The organism is Streptomyces sp. NBC_00237, from assembly GCF_026342435.1.
In the GTDB taxonomy this organism is placed as follows: domain Bacteria; phylum Actinomycetota; class Actinomycetes; order Streptomycetales; family Streptomycetaceae; genus Streptomyces.
The window spans coordinates 1-16832 of the sequence record NZ_JAPEMT010000004.1 but is presented as its reverse complement, the minus strand read 5'-3'; the positions used below and the strand labels follow the sequence as shown (position 1 = coordinate 16832).

The window sequence follows — 16832 nt, the reverse complement described above, 5'->3', positions numbered from 1 at the left end:
GCGGCGGAGGGGCCGGACCGCCGTGTCCCGTGACGTCGCCTCGGTGGCTGCGACGGGGTCTTCGGGCTCTGGTCCACCTTCCGGGCTCTGTCGCTGATGCGGGATGCTGTTGGTGATCTTGGCTCGTCCTGGTGAAGTCCCCTTGAGTTCCGCTCTGTTGATCAAGGCGTCGTGGCCTGCTGGTGGAGTGCGGGGTGGACCGAGCGGTCGGAGGTGGCCGCGATGGCAAGGGGTTCGGCTTAGGGGCAGATGGTCCCGCCACTGACGGTGCGGATGGTACGGGCGGGTAATCCGCGCGGCACCGTGGCGATGTCAAGTAGAGAGGGCCAGAAGCGGCTCGGCTCCCGTCGGAGGGGAGGAAGCGCGACGCGTACAGCAGGTGTACCGCGTGCGTCCGGCCGTGCGTACCCAGGTCCTTCAGCGTCCTGTACGCGTACGTAAGCGTCCTGTACGCGTACGTACGGGCCGTTGAGGCGGAGATCCCCAGCGCCTTGGCGGCGTCGAAGATGTCACCGCCGGCGGCCAGGATGCTCATGATGCGGAGCTTCCGGGCGGGCAGGACCGGGCGCTCACCGTCCGGCAGCGGCGGCAGTGGCAGCAGCCCGAGCCGGTAGGAGACGCCGACCACCGCCGGGCGGGGCCGGGCACCAGTCCGGTCCGGGACTCGGCGTAGATGCACCTTGACCCTGTACATGCTCGTGCCGAGCCGCCGGGCGATGGCGCGGTTCGTCAGGCCCAAGGCGGCCAGGCTAGGACGTCGACCTCACGAGAGGCCAGCACGGGCGTCGCGGACGGAACTGCCGGGCGTGCGGGGGCCCCGCCTTCGATGAGCTGGCTCATGCCGCGCTCCCGACCAGTTGTCCCGGGCGCACCGGCTCTTCGTCACCCGACGGATCGTCCCAGCCCGCCATGCCGCTCGGCGTGGGGAAGTAACCGGCGGCGTAGTGCGTCGTACGAACGCTCGGAACTGTCAGTGGCCATCGGATCTTCCCGGCTGGTGGCCAGCATGGTGCGGGCTCGTGGTCACAACGGCTCCAGGTAGATGGCCATCCGGTGACAGTGCGTGGTCAGCGTCGGTCGCCTCCAGGGCACTGGGACGGGGAACATTCGAGCCTCGTCGCCAGCCTCCGGCTTGTCGGACTCCGGAATCAGGTCGGTGCATCCGGGCTGGCCCAGGACCGTTACCGGCGCGGGTGGCAGTCGTTCTGGATCATGGCCGTCCGGCCGACACCTTGAGCGAAAGCGTGACCGTCCGATGCTGAAACCGCCGAAGACCAGCCGCTCGCCCCGCCCGTCCTTGGCCCAGCTGGAGTCCGGTGGCGGTACTGGGCCGTTGGCTGTGGACCTGAAGGTGTTCCGCGACGAACTGGCGGCCGCCGCGGACTGGGTTGCCGACTACCTGGGGCAGATCGCACGGCGTCCGGTGGCCCGCCCCATCCCATCGGCACACCGGCAGGCTCTGGCAGCCGGGGTGCTGCCGCAGGAGGGCCAGGACCTGGGGGCCCTGCTGGACTTCGTCGACCGGGAGATCGCGCCATTCCCGACCGGCAACGGTCATCCCGCCTTCTTCGCCTGGATCAACTCACCGCCGTCCCCAGCCGGGGTGATCGCCGAACTGCTGGCCACCGCCATCAACGCGACCTGCGGCATGGGCGAGCACGCCCTGATGGACCTCGAACGCGGCGTGGTGCGCGACCTGGCCTCGCTGGCGGGCATGGCACCGACCACCGGCGGAGTACTGACCAGCGGCGGTTCGATGGCCAACCTGCTCTGCCTGGGTGCCGCCCGCACCTGGTTCCTGCGCCACCACGGAGCCACCGACGGCCCCGCGTACGACCAGGTCCACGCGCGGCTGACCGCCTACCACAGCGACCAGGCCCACATGTCGGTCGCGAAGGCCGCCGCCGTAATCGGCCTGCCGCCGTGGCGCCTGCGCGCGGTGCCCAGCACGGCGGAGCAACGCATGGACGTCGAAGCCCTGCGGGCGATGGTCGACGCCGACCGTGCGAGCGGCCTGCTGCCGTTCTGCGTCGTGTCCAACCTCGGCAGCACCGCCAGCGGCGCCGTCGACCCGATCGAGGCGATCACCCGGGTATGCCGCACCCATGGCCTGTGGCACCACGCCGACGGCGCCTGGGGCGGGCTCGGCGCCCTCGTCCCCGAACTGGCCCCCCTTTACCGAGGCGTCGCCGACCTCGACTCCCTCACCGTCGACCCGCACAAGACCCTGTCCGTACCGGTCGGCTGCGGCGCCGCCCTGGTCACTGAGCCTTCCCGGCTGCGCGACGCGTTCGCCTTCCGCGCCTCCTACCTCGCAGGCGACCAGGACTGGCCCTGGATGTCCGATTACACGATCGAGCTCACCCGACCCGGCACGCGCGCCCTCACGCTCTGGGCCACCCTGCGCCACCTCGGCCGCTCCGGCGTGATCGCCCTCCTCCAGCACTACCAGGACCTCGCCCGGTACTTGCGCCGACGCGTCCAGGAGCACCCTGGACTGGAACTGTGCAACGACAGCACGCTGCCGGTGGTCTGCTTCCGTCTGGCCGCAGACACCGAAACAGGCCGCCCGGACGCGCGAGCGGACCTGCACACGGCGGTGGCCGCACGCGTCCAGGCCCGCGGCCACGCCTATCTCGCCACCGTCTGCCACGACGGCGAAACGGTCCTGCGCGCCTGTGTCTGCAACTACCTCACCACCACCGACGACGTGGACACCCTCCTCGAGGAGGTCCAGGCCGCAGCCGAACACCTCCGGACCACCTAACCCTCAGGCACCCTGTTCGAACCCAGGCCAGACACGCTGCGTACGCGGTTCTGGGAACCTTCCGTTGGCCACACGTCTGGACTTTTCCGATGGCCACCGACAGGAACCACCCGCCGCGGATGAGCGAGACGATCAGACTCGATGAACCGGCGCACACCACACCCAAATGTTCAGGTGTGGTCGTCAACCCCAACCGGAACGGTTCCGGTTGGCCACCCACCGGGGAACGATTCCCGGAGGGGTGGTGATGAGGGCTACTCGCGGAACGTGGTGAGCTCTGCCGGCCCGATGTGATCAGTGGGCCGCTCGGGTGTGGGCTCGCTGCGATACAGCCATTCCGGGAGTAGCTGGTGGACGACCGGCAGGCATCACCCGGGTGATGCCTGCCGCGACCGCCACGGCCACTGCCACACCGGCGGTGGACTGCGGAATCCCGGACGCGTCGATGATCAGCGGCAGTGCAGCCGCGACACCCAGGAAGGGGTCTGAAGGCCCGTACGAAGGGTCCTCTGGTTGGCGTCGGACATGAGGGTGCCTCCTACTTCGCGGGAATCTTGAGGGCCTGACCCGGGTGGATGGTGAACGGCTTGACGATGTTGTTCTCGCGGGCGAGGGCCAGCCAGTTCACGCCGAGCCGTTCACCGATGCCGCAGAGGGTGTCGCCGCCGCGCACCGTGTACGTCGAGGAACCCGAAGCACCCTGCTTGCCCTTCAGCCGGGCGGCGACGCGCTGACGCAGCCCGCTCATCGTGAAGCCCTTCGGGTCGAACTTGCCGGGCTGCCACTCCAGATGACCGATCACGCTGGCCGCACTCCAGCCGTGGGCACGGCACAGGGCCGCCGAGACACGTTCGATCGCATCGAGCTGGGCTGCGGTCCACGGGTCCTGGCCGTCGCCGAGGTTCTCGCACTCCTACCCGTAGAAGTGGGGTTGCCGTCCTTGTCGGCCTTCGCCGCGCCGGGTAGTGCCTTCTCGGCGATGACCGCCTGGAGGACGGCGCTGTCGCCCTTGCCCGCATGGTTCGCCCTGCCATGGCCGATCAGGTAGACCGTGCCGTCCTTCGCGATAACCCCATGGCACAGCGGGCCCGGCAAGCCCGAGTAGCCGTTCTCGCAGATGCTGACTGTGCTGTTCGTATCCGAGGTAACCGTGTGGTGGATCATCACCCCGTGCGTCGGCCGGCCCCCACGGGCCCTTCACATTGCGGTTGTGAGTTCGCCAGCCGGGCCGCTCAACCACCCCGACACCTTCCGCATGTAGTGCTGCGACCCATCGGTCACCAGCAAGTGGTGTCACCACTTTCGTACTCGAATCTCCCCGCGCCCCAACTTGCCCCATGCACCTGCTGGCAGCGCCTACTTCGCGGTGCCCGCGAGAGCAGCCACAACTGCAACGCCATCAACAGCAACGGCGCGACGAATGAACTGATCACCAGACGACGTATCGCCGCAGCCACAGCCTGATCCTCGCGCCGCTGCCCCTCGCCGCGCTCGGTGATCTGGTCATGCTCGCTCCGCAGGCCGACGAGCCCGGCCTCGACCTGCCCGATGTGCTGCTCGGTCGCCCGCTGATCAGCTCGGTAGATGTCCTGCGTCACCACCTGGTCCAGGCGGGCAGCGAGCTGGGCGAGGTCGCCGCACAGGTCCTCGCGCAGGTCCCGCGCAGCTGTGAGACGGCGCGGTGCAACTCCCACAGAGTGGGCTCGGCGCTCGGCGGCACGGACACCGCAGTTCTCCAACAGCCCGACGCCTGCACGTCAGCCTACGAGTACCGAAAACAGAGGCCGGGCGAAGAAGCTGACGACGAATTGCGCCGCCGTCTTGACTGCCCAGTGGGAGGCAACCTGATTCGGTTCAGTCAGGCAGCGGGCTCTGGTCTTGGCGCGGGGAGTGGTGCGCGCGGACTGCCTCTTGCAGACTGCGTAGCTCTTCCGGGTCCAGCCTGGCCCGGGGAACGGTCATGCCCTCCGCGCGCATCTCCCGCAGAACGGCCAGAGCTTCCACCTGCCGCAGGAACTGCTCGCAGGCTGCGTCCAGCGCCTTCCGGCCTCCCGCGTTCAGCCGTACCTGACCATCCGCCTCCATAGCCGACAGCCAGGCAGGGACAGGGCCCAGGCGGCCCAGATCGACGCCCTCATCTTTGAGAGCTTCCCGGATGCGACTGGCACGTTCAACGACAACGGGGCCAGCGAAGCGCGCTTCCGGTTCGGGGCGGGCGAACCTTGAGGGAGCAGAGGGGCAAGGCTTGAAGCGACGTCAGAACATGGAGACCACTGGCTGATGATGCCACGGTGCCCCCGCCGGCTGGTTACCGTGCGGGGGCACCGGAGCGAAAGGTGTGCTCAGTTCTGGGCGGAGCGGCGTCGCGCGGCGAGGAGCAGGCCCGCGCCTGCGGCCAGGGCCACTACGGTGCCGCCGATGGCCCAGGGAATCGCGGGGCTGGTACCGGTTGTGGCCAGGTCTCCCTCGGCGGCGGTGACCTGCGTAGAGGCCGTGTCCTTCCCGCCGGGGCGGCTGCCCTCGCCGGTGGAACCTGCGGCGCGGCTACCTGCGTCGCCGGTGGTGTTCGGCTTGGCACCCGTGGTCGAGCCACCATTGGCGTTGGCCGCGGTTTCCTTGTCCTTCGCGGGGTCGGGCTTCGGCTGGGGCTTCTCCGAGTCCCTGCCGCCGGTGCTGCCGTTGCCGCCGGTGGTCTGGTCCTTCGAGTCGTCCTTAGTGGCCTCATCCAGCTTGCGGGCTTCGTACTGGCCCGTGGCAAGGAACTTCTCGACATCCTGCGGGGTGCCGAGCAGAGCCTTCTTTCCGGCTTCGCGCACGTGCGGGCCGCCGGTGCTCATGATCTGACCCACGCGCACCCTGTTGTCGGTGATACGTGCCTCGTGCTGGCCCTTGTCGAGGAATTCCTGGATGTCCTGGGCGGTGCCGTTCAGCGCCTTCCGCCCTGCTTCGCGCACACCGGGCCCGCCGGTGTGAATGATCTGGGCGACACGTACTCGGTTGTCTTCCTGCCGAGCTGTGAACTGGCCCTTCTCCAGGAACTGCCGGATCGCCTCCGGGCCGCCATCGAGGGCTGCGCGGGCTGCTTCCTTGACTCCCCGACCGGAGTCCTTGGCCCCGAGGATGCGGAAGACCTCGACCCGGTCGTCGTCTTCCTTCTGCTTGGTGCTCTTGGTCTCCGCGTCGGGTGCGGTGACCGCCGTGGTGTTCGCGTCGGCGGCGATCGCTTCGGGTGCGGCGAGCAGGACCGCCGGAGCGAGAGCGGCGGTGGCGATGAGCACAGGTATGCGAGCGAGCTTCTTCATGGGTCCCCGTTGATCAGCAGTATGTGGAATACTTCGATCCACATGTTAGGGAGGACCTTCACCTGACCCATACATCGGGTCCCTCTTGTGGAGTCCTCAGTCACCGTCAATCAGCCGCTCCGCGAGAAACGGCGAGAACGTTCCCGCGGGCACGTCCGGGGCGGTGCCGCACATGCTGTCGGAGTCTCCCGGCACCTTGATCCGCAGCAGGTACTCGGCCGCGCCGACGCCGATACCGCTCGGCACCCCGAGACGCCGTCCGGCAGGATGCAGTAGTCGACGTGCTGCCCGGCTCCGTCCATCGCACCGTTCCCGTGGCGGGACGTGTCGATCACGAACCGCACCCCCGGCACACCCAGCCCGGCCAGCGCCTGGGACACCTGCGTCCCGTATGTCGCCGAGATGTCGGTGACGTCGAAGTTCGACACCCCCACCGCGAAGCCCTTCGTCGCCGCGACCCCAGCGGCAGCGAGCCGTGCCGCCATCTCTCTGTTCCTGGCTGCACCGCCTCCAGGCTCGCGATCGTCGCGATCAGCGCGTCCAGGTCGGTGCGGGCAAGGTCGGTGGGGTCGGTGATCTGTACACGCCGGTCCTTGAGGTCCTGCACCTTGAACCCGAGCTTGTTCAAGTCCTCCTGGGCCGCGTTGCTCAGAGTGGCGATCGTGATGGTCTTCCGGTCCGGCCACGCTTTGAACGACTGCTGAACGGCCATGAGTTCGGCCACGGACTCGTCCATGTCGGCAGTCTGGAAGAGGATCGACACCTGTTCGGGGAACAGCCTGGCCGCGTCCGCGAGCCGCCCGGCCGCCTCGGCGCCCACCCGGTACCCATCAGCTGTGGAGATTGCTGCATCACGGGCGGTCTGCATTTGCGCCTGCGCGGCGGCCAACGCTTCGGGGAGAGTCTTTCCGTTCGCCTCCGCGTACTGGTAGGCGGCCAGAGCGGCGTCCGCCGAGTTCGTCGACAACCCCTGAAGGAGGTCGTACAGCTTCTGCCCGTTACGGGTAACCGTGGACAGTGAACCGTCCATGTTCAGCAGCGAATTGCCGTATCCGTCGGCGTGCTGCACCCCGCCCTTCAACGACTCTGCCGCATCGGATACCGACCGGTTCAACCGGGCTTCGGCAGCCGAAAGATTCACCGACCCACCGACCCACCGGCCAGCACCGTCAGCGCGTCGTGGAGGGCGCGGGCCCGGGTGTCGGCGTCGGCGGTGCTGTCGGACAGGGTGCGCATCGCATCCGAGAACTGCCCGAACGGGCCCACCGCGTCCGCCGCCGATCGGCCCCCGGAACCGGTGGCCTCGGCAAGATCCTTAGCATCCTTCACCGCCTGCGACATCTCGCCGAGCGCCTTCTTGGCACGCAGCGCAGCAACACCAGGCTCGTGGTATGCCCTGGCTGCACCGCCCATGGTGGCGATCACGCCCTCGTTCGCCTTGGCCGTCGCGTCCAGGCGCTGCTCCAACGTCTTCAGCCCGCCGTCTTGCCCGAGGTAGGCAGTGGTGAGATCCCGAACGGTGATGCCCGCCTTCGACATGGCGTCGACCATGCGTTCCTTACCGTCGAGGACCCTCGTGTCCATGATCGACTGAGCGGCAACCGCACGGACGCTCTCGTTGACGGCCCCGTTGGAATCCCTGAGCGCCTGGAAGAGAGAGTTGATGCGCGACTGGTGCTCCGCCGCAGCTTGGGCCGCTTTCTGCTGGTGGGAGGCGAGCAGCGACAACCGGGCACCGGCGGCGGTGATCGCCACACCCCAGGGGCCGCCGAGCGCGCCTATCAGGCCGCGTGCGGCACCGCCGAGCCCGGTTCCCATCGCGCGGGCGAGCCCGGTGACGGGCCCGTTCGCAGCGCGGAACGCCGCCGTCATCTGCCCCACGATCGGGATGCGGCTCTGAGATGGCCTTTATGCATGTTTAGCCCGAGAAGTAGCTTTTCTGGAGGGCCCAGTTTGCGGCCTATCTATGGAATCCATTGATACGTTCCGCCCGTCCCCGCGAACGGTGCCGCCCGTCTCATCCGGTTGTGAACCCTGGATTCCGTCTGACGTAAGAGTGCCCCGGAAACGCCGGATGCTGGTGGAACATGGCCCTCCGGACCGGAGTTGATCACGTGGGGCCGTGACCGCACGGAAGCCGTACCCCAGTGACCTGTCCGACGCCCGATGGGCCCTGATCGAACCGACCCTGACGGCATGGCGGAAAGCCCGGCTCGACCGCAGGCCCGCCGGGAAATCGGCCATGGTCGACCTCCGTGACGTGTTCAACGCGATTCTCTACGTGAATCGCACTGGAATACCGTGGAAATACGTTCCGCACGACTTCCCGAACTACGGCACCGTCTACTTCTACTATGCCGCCTGGCGCGACGAGGGAATCTTCGCCCAGCTCAACTACGACCTCACCGGCCTGGCCCGCGTGAAGGAGGGACGCAAGCCCGAACCGACCGGCTCCGTCATCGATACCCAGAGTGTCAAGACCTCCACTAACATGCCCGTGACCAGCCAAGGAACCGACGCCGCAAAAAAGATCGTCGGCCGGAAGCGTGGCACCCTCACCGACACGATCGGGCTGCTCCTTGCCGTGACCGTCACCACCGCGAGTCTCTCCGAGAACGCCGTGGGGATACGCCTCCTCGACCAAGCGAAGAAGATGTACCCGACCATATCCAAGAGCTGGGTTGACACCGGGTTCAAGAACGCCGTCGTCGAACACGGCGCCAGTCTCGGAATCGACGTCGAAGTCGTCAACAGGAACCCAGGAGTTCGCGGATTTCACGTCGTGAAAAGGCGCTGGGTAGTAGAGAGAAGTATCGGTTGGATCATGCTGCACCGTCGTCTCGCCCGCGACTACGAGACCCTCACCGCCAGCTCCGAGGCCATGATCCACATCGCGTCGATCGACAACCTCGCCAAGCGCATAACAGACGAGACCACCCCAACCTGGCGAGGCACTTACTAGGATAGAAAGGCTAATTCGCCTAAATCAAACGCCCTCTGATATCCCGACGACAGCACCTACGCCCTCATGCCCGGCTCCCACTGCGGCACCGTCACCACCCCGATCGGCGACACCGTCTCCTCCGGTGGCCCCGCGTCCCGGCCGGCAACCTGCTCATCAGCGGTTGCATCGTCGAGGATCTCCCGCACCACCCTCCGGGCCGCCTCGACCTGGGAGAACACCTCCTCGAACGCTTCCAACTGCTCACTCAGCTCCGCGACCTGGACCCGCAGTTCGGCCACCCGTTCCCGGATCACGGCCTCGCGTCGTTCCAACTCCTCGAGCAAGGACACCATCACTCCACCCCCTCACCGAAAAGGTAGAAGCAACCAGCACCCCCGACCAGACCGCTCAGGCAAACACCCAGGTCAACCAGTCACTCGAAACGAACCGGACCCTTCCGGTTTTCGTGCAGCGTGTTGTGCGGACGGATGCCTGTCAGCCGCACTGAGGGGTGCCGACCACGAGGCCAGCGGTGCTGTAGAAGACCCGGACCCGGAGTTCGTGGAAGTCGAGGGTGACCGGGGAGCCTTCGGGGATCTCTTCGACGGTGACGTCGGCGCGCTCGAGCCTGATGGTTCCCTTGGCGCTCCGTACCAGCATGCCCTCCAGCTCGGGCCAGGAGCACTTCGGTTCGTCACGCAGTGCTGTGGGTGAGGTGATCTGGGCCAGGGCGGCGGGCAGGCCCGAAGGCGCGGGCTGGGCCGTGGCCGTCGGCGCGGTGAACGCAGCCGCCACGAAAGACAGCGCGAGGACAGGACTCAGCACGAGCATCAACTTCTTCATGCCCCGACAACGACTCGGCAGCGCACAGGATGCGCGAAAGCGATAGATGGAGCAAGCAGGGAAGATTAGGGCAGATCGCAACATCCACCAGCGACGTCCACTCCAGCTCCTCACGGGGGGAGTTGGGACTAACCAACAACTCATAGCCAGCGAGAGACCGCAGTGCCTCTTCGAGGTCGGCGTCGTTGTAGACCCACCCGAGATCAGCGGCGATGCCGCCCTGCTGGACGGAGACCCGGCGGGCATCGTCGACCAGCCGGTGCACGGCGATCACGTTCATGCCTCCGGTCTGAACCGCATCCCCCCCTCCCGCACTCCGGCACCATCCCAGCGGACCACCGCTGTCCCGCAACGCCGGACCTGAGGGCCGGTTGCCGCTGACGGCCGAGGTCCGGAGGCAGGATGGAGCCATGGGGATCGAAGTGCCGTTGTCCGGGGGACGCCTCACTGCGGGCGTGGTCAGGTCGGCGAGACCGTCCGCAGGCCGACCACGGCGCCGTCCGCGTTCGTCCCGGAGCTGCTCGGTGACCTCCGGCACAAGGACTTCGGCGGCGCTCCGCGTCACCTGGGGGTCGACGGGGCCGGTCGGCAGGTCTTCACCTACCTTCCTGGCCGGGTGCCCGCCCGTTTCCAGCGGTGGACCGATCCTCAGGTGGCTGCCGCCATCTCCCGCGATCTGTGACGTTGCGTTGCTGTCCGGTCTCAACCGACCTGAGGCACCGACCGCTGTTGACCTGCGACGCCTCAACTTGAGCAAGACGTTCCGGCGTACGGTGTCTCAGCCAACCTCAGACATCTGGCCTGGGTGCCGCAGGTTGGCAGAGACTTGACGTCCTGAGGCTGTATCAGGGATCCGGACGGAACCGATCGCCTGTTCTCGGACGGCCCACCTCGCAGCTTCGTGCAGCGGAGGGCTTGCCGTTTCGGCGGCTATCAGCCCATCTTCTCCATCATCGAGGCCAAGGGCTTCACATCCGGGCAGACCACGGTCAAATCGTTGAACACCATCTTGGCGAACTCCATCACGTCGGTGTGTCTCCGTTCGCGGGCGTCGTCGAAGATCTTCTGGATCTCGGATTTCTTGCTCTTGTCCTCAAGGACGTTGAGGAGGTCCGTCTCCACTTGGTCCGGGGTGGCCTTGTCTCCGAGCTTCTTGTACTTCATCAGGAGCGGCATCAGCTTGCTCATCGTGAAGCAATTGCGTGCCGTTCCAGATGCTGCGGTGGACGCGGGTGTCCTGGCAGGTGCGTCCTGGGTGGCGTGAGCCGTACTCGTGCACGCGGATCCGACAAGCAAGGTCGCGGCGAGCCCGGTAGCCAGCCGTGTGAGCATTCCCGGCATCATGTGTCTCCGTTCGCAGCGGTGGGCGCGTGCGGTTGCGTACGCAACCACTGGGCGCCTTCCGGCGGCTGCCCGTCTGGCTGCCGCACTCAAGATCAAATTAGCTGGCCAGGTGTTCCGAGCGCAGACGACACACGCTGGCCACGCCGGTCTGCTGCAGGGCAGGTCCGGACGCTGGGAATCGCACTTGGCCGCACACCCCGTTGACCTGTGACCCTCGCTCAACCTGAAGCAATCGAGACGGATGCCTCAGGTTGAGCGGGACTGCCTCGACTTCTCCGAGACCGGACAGTTGCCGGGCGATCGCGTGTTCCGCCTAGCGCCCCCGTTCGGAGGTAGGTGAGGACGTGCTCGGCCGGTGCGCTTTCGGAGGCTTCGTTCGGGCGGCTCTCGTTCGCTGTCACGGAGCAAGTACGGCGTATGGGTGACTTCACCACCATGACCAGGGCTTTGCTGCCGTAGGTCCAGTGGACAGGTCGTCGCGTCGGCCACCTCCACGAGATGGCTCCCGGGCGCTCTGCCTGCCACGTCCTATCGAAGGGTTTGTCCATGCACCGTACGCAACGCCTCCTTGCTCCCGCTGTGATTGCCGCCATGAGTGCCACCATGCTGTCCGCAGGCCCGGCCGGTGCCAGGGCCGACGCGGAACCCGACTCCATCATCTGCCACGGCGGCGACCTGCGTGCGGCCTTCAGCCCCGGCGTCGGCTTCACGAAGCGGACGACGCAGGTTTCGGCGGACGGGTACCTGGGTGTGTGCAACTCTCCGAAGCACCCGAAGATCGCCACCGGCACCTTCCGCTTCAGCGGGTCCGGGACCGGTGCCTGCCCGGGGCCCTTCGTGGTCGGTTACGGCAAGCTGACCATCACCTGGAGCAACGGAACCACCTCCGTCCTGCCGCAGATGGCCATCCGCGCTGATGCGCACACCGTCTCCCTGGACGGCGGCGCCGTCTCGGAAGGCCCGTTCCGGGACGAGACCGGCCGCCTGCACGGCCGCGTTACCACCTCCACGATCGACATGGGCCAGCAGTGCCTCTCGTCCGGTCTCACTGGGGTCGCGGCGAGCGTCGACACCATGGCACTGAGCACGAGCTGACAGCGGCGGGCCCGCCGACAGGAGAGCCCCGCCTCCTCGTCACCACCTGGCGCACCCGAAAGCTCCCTGCGATGCCCCTTTGAAGAGCGGGTTCTGTGTGCACCCAGCGCTCCATCGGAGCTTGTGTACGAGACGCTCGTCACGAATGCCGTCGCGTCACAGATCACCAGCTCTGACACAGCTTCTCGCGCTGGCTGCTACAGCCGGGATGAGAACAGAAACTGGTCGGTATCCGCAGGTAAGACCCGGATATTGGCCGCCGTGACAGTCCCGGGTAGTCGGCGTAGTGGCCAGCCGAGTCGAACAGGCCGTACTCGTGCTGCGTCCAGCACATCAGCGGCCGGTGCAGCAGGGCGAGCGCTTCGGCCGCCAGGCCCGTCGCGGACAGCCACGGCATCACGCCCTCCGTGCCCGCCTTCAGCTCTTTCGCGTCCAGGCCCACGCTCATCCGCATGGGCGCGAGTATCCACCGCCACCAGCACCGGATTCAGGCTGTTGCCCGGACTGCCACCCCCATGCGCGACCCGTCCGGCAGCCGCCGCCGACCACACGTTCCTCACACCCCGCGCTCCGCTTCTCCTCTTGTAGTTGCCGCCCGACAGGAAGCAGACGGCCACCGCAAGCGCTGCCGTGAACGGGGGGACGAAGAGCAGTGCTGTACCGGGATCCGGTCGACCTGACGGTCGATCGGGTGGTCAATCCGGTCAGGGGCCTGCACCGGGGCCGGGCCCGGCTCGCCCCCCATCTTGTGCAGGGCCGCACTCATCCGCTCGGTCATCGCGGACTCAACCGCCTCCCGGCACTCCTCGGGAATGTCGCGGGTGTCCTGGACGGCCACCAGGGTGCCGCGCGCAGCGCCGATCATCCCGACGGTGGCGGTCTTCCAGCCGAGCTGACGGGCCGCCTTGCGCACTGCGGCCCGGACCAGCTCCACCCCACCGAACCCGACGGCCTCCTCGTCATCCAGGTTTACCTGGTACGAACCGCCATACTCGCCGCCGTTCTCAGGGCAGTTGCGGGACAGCAGCGGGATCAGAGCCTTGGCCACCGCGGCACAACGGGGGGCTTTCGCGTACGAAGCCACCGCGCATCGTAGTGCGGCACCCGCCCTCCACCAGCAGTGCCGAACGTTCGTCGGGTGTGGTTCAGCGCAGCCGGGGGTTGAGGGCCAGAAGGAGGGCGCGGAAGGTGGGGTCGGGCTCGTTGTCGTACGTACGGCCCGTCTCGGGGTCCCGGTAGCCCCAGGCGCCTTGCCGTTTGTCGAGCTGCTGCCGGATGACGTCGAGACCGTCCGGACCTGCCGCCCTGTCCAGTAGACCTTCTCGCCGGTCAGCAGGGGGCGTCGGCCGGGCCCTCGCAGGCAGCGGCCGACGCGTTCCAGGCCCCCGCCGTGTCCCGAATCCGCTGCTTCTTGCCCCTGCTCGCCTTCCCCACCTGTGACCACCCCCATGGCCTGTGCTCTTTCTGGAAGGGAAGCCGTACCTAACCGTCAGCCCCAGCAAGCCCGTTCAGCTCGCACGGTCGCCTGGGGCCATCGTGATGAGGCCCCGGAGCTGGTCGACCAGGTGGGCGAGAGACCGGTCGACACCCGCCAACTGCCCCGCCGTACCGGCGGCCGCGAAATCCCCGATGCGCTGGATGGGTAGGCCCGGCTTCCCGTGGGGGCGCACTCGTCGGCTCCTCCCACGCCGGGGCGCGCACAATCACGGAACGTATCCAGGGCGTTACAGATGGGCATGTGTACTGCTGAAAGCCCAAACGGAATAGGAGCTTCCTGTGTTTCGTCTTCCCTCGCTCGCCCTGGCTTCGGTCGCCGCAGCCCTCACCCTCGGGCTCGCCCCGACCGCCAACGCCGGAGTCGCACCGCCCGTAAATGCCTACAACTGCTCGCCGGGGTACTTCTGCATCTACAGCGAATGGAACGGCGGCGGGACCCGCTGTCAGTGGTCCCAGGAGCGCAAAGCCAATACGGCCGACGACTGCTCGTTCATCCAGCAGGGACACAACGTCCGCTCGGTCCGGAACAGCACCGGCCACCGCGTCCAGTACTACACCGGGACCAACTACAACTCCCGGGTCGGTTCCACCCCGGCCGGGCAAGAGGGGAACCTCCAGGGCAGCTACCAGATCCGTTCCTTTAAGCCCCAGTAGAGCGGAATTCGAGGCCGCCGGAATAGACCAGGCGATACACGCACACCCGGCAGCGGCCAATGCGCACCCGATGCACCCCACCACCGCGTAGAACGCACCAGGGACCGCGGCGGTGCGCGCCACCGCCCCGCGGCGCGGTGCACCACGCACCGCGCCGCGCGCATCGGATCCGCGCCACTCCCAGGCAGTGCGCGCGCCGTGCGCACCGGGTGCATCCGGGCGCGCACCCCCTCGTCTCGCGCGCGCACCGCGATGTTCGGCCCGCACACGATGCGCACCACTCGGATCGGGTGCACCGGCCGCCCAACCAACCCCTTGTCCAGGTCCGGCCGAGCGCACGCTTCTCCTTGACCAACCTCGCAACCGGGTAAGTTTCTCCTTGACCACGTTCTCCGCAGCCGCCGATCAGACCGCGGTCAAGACATCCGATGCAGTTGATCTGTCAAGCGGCTACGGGTAGTTCGGCCGTTTCGGGTGGTGGGAACGCGGTGGTTTCGTCGTAGGGCACTCGCTTGGTGAGGCAGTGGTGGAGGCAGCCGAGCATTCGGTTGAACAGGTGGCGTTGGGCGGCTGTGTGGCGGTCTCCAGCCGCTCGTCGGCGGTCATAGTGAGCTCGGGCCCCGGGTGAGGACAGGGCGGAGAAAGCCCAGACATAGCCGACGGCGGCGAGTCGCTGCTTCTTGACCCGGCGGGCCATGACGGCAAGGCTTTTGCCGGACGCCCGGGTGACCGATGCGGCCCCGGCGAAGGTTTCGAGTCCTTTTGCGTGGGTGAAGCGGGATCGGTCGTCTCCGGCAAGGGGTGGTGCCCGAACGTCTTCTTCCAGGTCGCCGTGGCGTCCTGCTTCTCGGAGTGCGCCAGCACGAGCACTCCGTCGATGTCCACGATGACCTGCCCACCCGCGTCTGGGGCCGCCGTGCCTGCCAACTTCCAGACCTGCTCGCGGACTTGCGCCCGCGCGGTGCGGATCGCCGCCAGGGCCTTCGGCCCGGCCGAGGCCAGGGTGTCGACCAGACGGGAGACCGTCGGGTCGGAGGCCACCGCACCGAACACGGCTGGCTCGGCCCGCAGCAGGCCCACGTTCGCCAGGCAGTCACCGCCAAGGGCTACCGCCAGGGCCACATCCAGCAGGATCTTCCCCGGATCGTGCACCGCCCGCGGCTTGCGCCACGGTGTCAGAGCCGCCGATATCACCCGATCTAGCCCGGTCTTGCGGATGGTCTCGACCAGCAGGACACCGCCCGCCTGCGACACCACCGCCCGACCGCCGCCCCCGACGCGAACACGTGGGTAGGAACAGATACGCTTCTTCACCTGGGAAGTGCCTCCGGCAATGGCAGGAACAAGGACCTCGACAATCCTCATTCTTGCTGGTCAGAGGCACTTTTCGTTTGCCCGACCACCCATCGGACACCGGGATTCATGAAAGCGCGAGGCTAAGCCCTCCAAACCGCACAGGAGGTGGTCGAGCGGGCGACGAACGCGGGAGCGGTTCTTCGAGGCTGCTCAGCGCGTCTGCTCCCCTCGGGTCGCAGGTGGGTGCGGGGCTGGAGCCTTGCCGTGCCTCAAGCCCACATCCCCGCGTCGCTGGCCGACCTGGTCCACTACCACCGCAACCCGCGCCCCGGTGACCTCGGCGCGATCTGCTCAAGCCTGTCTACGAACGGGCAGTACCGGCCCATCGTGGTCAACAAGGGCACCCTGACCGGCCGGGCGAATGAGGTCCTGGCCGGTAAACACACCCTGAAGGCGGCCCGCCATCTGGGCTGGGAGCAGATAGCCGTCACCTGGCTCGACGTCGACCTCACACAGCACTGCCTGAAGGCGTTCGCCGAGTGCGACCGCCACAACGTCACCCATCGCCGCCGCACGCAGACCCTTCTGCTGCCGGCAGACAACCCGCCCGCCGCCTGGTACCTGTGCGCCCTGCCCACCCCCTGGGACTGGGGCCGCAATGCACACCTCGCGTTCGAGCACGCACCCGGCGACACCTGGGAGGGAGATGCCACCGTCCCGGGGCTGAGGGTCAAGCTGACCAACGCCCGTCCCATCACCGGGTGGGGCGAGCACAGCATCCCCCTGGACGTACCGCTGCGGTCGGGGCACCGCTACCGGACCTGCCGCAACTAGCAGTTCGGTTGGTGGCTCAAGGCCCACCGGAAGGTTCCCGACGCCGAACCACGACCGCCGAAGGCCGAACCGGAGAGCCAGGGAGAACAACTGGCCTTCTGAGGAGGTGGTGCGCCTTCAACTGGCAGGACCCGTAACCCCCTTGTGAACACTGTCGACGGCCAGGTAATCTTTCCGGGCCGTCGACAGTGACACGACGGCCCCACCGACGAGGACCCCATACGGGCTCCAGGAGGCACATATGAGGGAGCGGCGT

Annotated in this window: 17 protein-coding genes and 3 pseudogenes; 5 read left to right on the top strand and 15 right to left on the bottom strand. The window is 67.5% G+C overall.

Going from position 1 to position 16832, the window contains the following annotated elements; translation table 11 throughout:
• The first annotated feature begins 1339 nt into the window (after positions 1–1339).
• Positions 1340–2767 (top strand): aminotransferase class V-fold PLP-dependent enzyme, encoded by a 1428-nt coding sequence (locus OG897_RS32560; RefSeq protein WP_266663673.1) that lies wholly within the window; start codon positions 1340–1342, stop codon positions 2765–2767.
• 538 nt (positions 2768–3305) lie between these two features.
• Here OG897_RS32560 and OG897_RS32550 read toward each other — a convergent pair.
• The 7 genes and pseudogenes from OG897_RS32550 to OG897_RS32520 all read right to left on the bottom strand — a co-directional run bounded on the left by OG897_RS32550 (position 3306) and on the right by OG897_RS32520 (position 7941).
• Positions 3306–4067, bottom strand: a pseudogene (locus OG897_RS32550) (N-acetylmuramoyl-L-alanine amidase).
• Entirely contained in the window at positions 4045–4461 is a 417-nt protein-coding gene (locus tag OG897_RS32545) for a hypothetical protein (protein WP_266662584.1), read from the bottom strand. Before OG897_RS32545 ends, OG897_RS32550 begins: the two are co-directional and overlap by 23 nt.
• A gap of 160 nt (positions 4462–4621) precedes the next feature.
• On the bottom strand, positions 4622–4852 hold the full coding sequence (locus tag OG897_RS32540; protein WP_266662582.1) for a hypothetical protein: 231 nt from the start codon (positions 4850–4852) through the stop codon (positions 4622–4624).
• Between the two features lie 257 nt (positions 4853–5109).
• On the bottom strand, positions 5110–6069 hold the full coding sequence (locus OG897_RS32535; protein WP_266662580.1) for an ALF repeat-containing protein: 960 nt from the start codon (positions 6067–6069) through the stop codon (positions 5110–5112).
• A gap of 110 nt (positions 6070–6179) precedes the next feature.
• Entirely contained in the window at positions 6180–6497 is a 318-nt protein-coding gene (locus OG897_RS32530; protein ID WP_323188134.1) for a hypothetical protein, read from the bottom strand.
• A complete protein-coding gene (locus OG897_RS32525; protein WP_266663767.1) occupies positions 6401–7138 on the bottom strand; it encodes a hypothetical protein in 738 nt (245 codons plus the stop codon). Before OG897_RS32525 ends, OG897_RS32530 begins: the two co-directional genes overlap by 97 nt.
• Before the next feature lie 68 nt (positions 7139–7206).
• Positions 7207–7941 (bottom strand): hypothetical protein, encoded by a 735-nt coding sequence (locus OG897_RS32520; protein WP_266662578.1) that lies wholly within the window; start codon positions 7939–7941, stop codon positions 7207–7209.
• Positions 7942–8191: 250 nt separating this feature from the next.
• Between OG897_RS32520 and OG897_RS32515 the strand changes: the two genes are divergently transcribed.
• Positions 8192–9031, top strand: coding sequence for an IS5 family transposase (locus OG897_RS32515; protein WP_266662576.1), 840 nt, complete (start codon positions 8192–8194; stop codon positions 9029–9031).
• Positions 9032–9087: 56 nt separating this feature from the next.
• Here OG897_RS32515 and OG897_RS32510 read toward each other — a convergent pair whose 3' ends face one another.
• The 3 genes from OG897_RS32510 to OG897_RS32500 form a co-directional block, all read right to left on the bottom strand.
• Positions 9088–9366, bottom strand: a complete 279-nt coding sequence (locus OG897_RS32510) for a hypothetical protein (RefSeq protein ID WP_266662574.1) — start codon at positions 9364–9366, stop codon at positions 9088–9090.
• 142 nt (positions 9367–9508) lie between these two features.
• Positions 9509–9856, bottom strand: a complete 348-nt coding sequence (locus OG897_RS32505) for a serine protease inhibitor (protein WP_266662572.1) — start codon at positions 9854–9856, stop codon at positions 9509–9511.
• 933 nt (positions 9857–10789) lie between these two features.
• On the bottom strand, positions 10790–11044 hold the full coding sequence (locus tag OG897_RS32500; protein ID WP_266662570.1) for a hypothetical protein: 255 nt from the start codon (positions 11042–11044) through the stop codon (positions 10790–10792).
• Positions 11045–11791: 747 nt separating this feature from the next.
• Here OG897_RS32500 and OG897_RS32495 point away from each other — a divergent pair.
• Positions 11792–12295, top strand: a complete 504-nt coding sequence (locus OG897_RS32495) for a hypothetical protein (protein WP_266662568.1) — start codon at positions 11792–11794, stop codon at positions 12293–12295.
• 163 nt (positions 12296–12458) lie between these two features.
• On the opposite strand, the gene OG897_RS32490 is transcribed toward OG897_RS32495, so the two are convergent.
• The 3 genes from OG897_RS32490 to OG897_RS32480 form a co-directional block, all read right to left on the bottom strand.
• Positions 12459–12749, bottom strand: coding sequence for a hypothetical protein (locus OG897_RS32490; RefSeq protein ID WP_266662566.1), 291 nt, complete (start codon positions 12747–12749; stop codon positions 12459–12461).
• Between the two features lie 102 nt (positions 12750–12851).
• Positions 12852–13343: a hypothetical protein gene (locus OG897_RS32485; protein WP_266662565.1), complete on the bottom strand. Its 492-nt coding sequence runs from the start codon at positions 13341–13343 to the stop codon at positions 12852–12854.
• A 460-nt stretch (positions 13344–13803) separates the two neighbouring features.
• Positions 13804–13965 carry a hypothetical protein gene (locus OG897_RS32480; RefSeq protein ID WP_266662563.1) on the bottom strand — a complete coding sequence of 54 codons (162 nt, stop codon included), beginning with the start codon at positions 13963–13965 and terminating at the stop codon, positions 13804–13806.
• 106 nt (positions 13966–14071) lie between these two features.
• On the opposite strand from OG897_RS32480, the gene OG897_RS32475 reads away from it, so the two are divergent.
• A complete protein-coding gene (locus tag OG897_RS32475; protein WP_266662561.1) occupies positions 14072–14446 on the top strand; it encodes a peptidase inhibitor family I36 protein in 375 nt (124 codons plus the stop codon).
• Positions 14447–14888: 442 nt separating this feature from the next.
• Here the strand turns inward: OG897_RS32475 and OG897_RS32470 are convergent.
• Positions 14889–15239: pseudogene (locus OG897_RS32470) on the bottom strand (IS110 family transposase); the annotation flags it as partial.
• Between the two features lie 2 nt (positions 15240–15241).
• Positions 15242–15760: pseudogene (locus tag OG897_RS32465) on the bottom strand (transposase); the annotation flags it as partial.
• Between the two features lie 246 nt (positions 15761–16006).
• On the opposite strand from OG897_RS32465, the gene OG897_RS32460 reads away from it, so the two are divergent.
• Complete coding sequence (locus tag OG897_RS32460; protein WP_266662559.1) at positions 16007–16576, top strand: ParB N-terminal domain-containing protein; 570 nt, start codon at positions 16007–16009, stop codon at positions 16574–16576.
• The last annotated feature ends 256 nt before the right edge of the window (positions 16577–16832 follow it).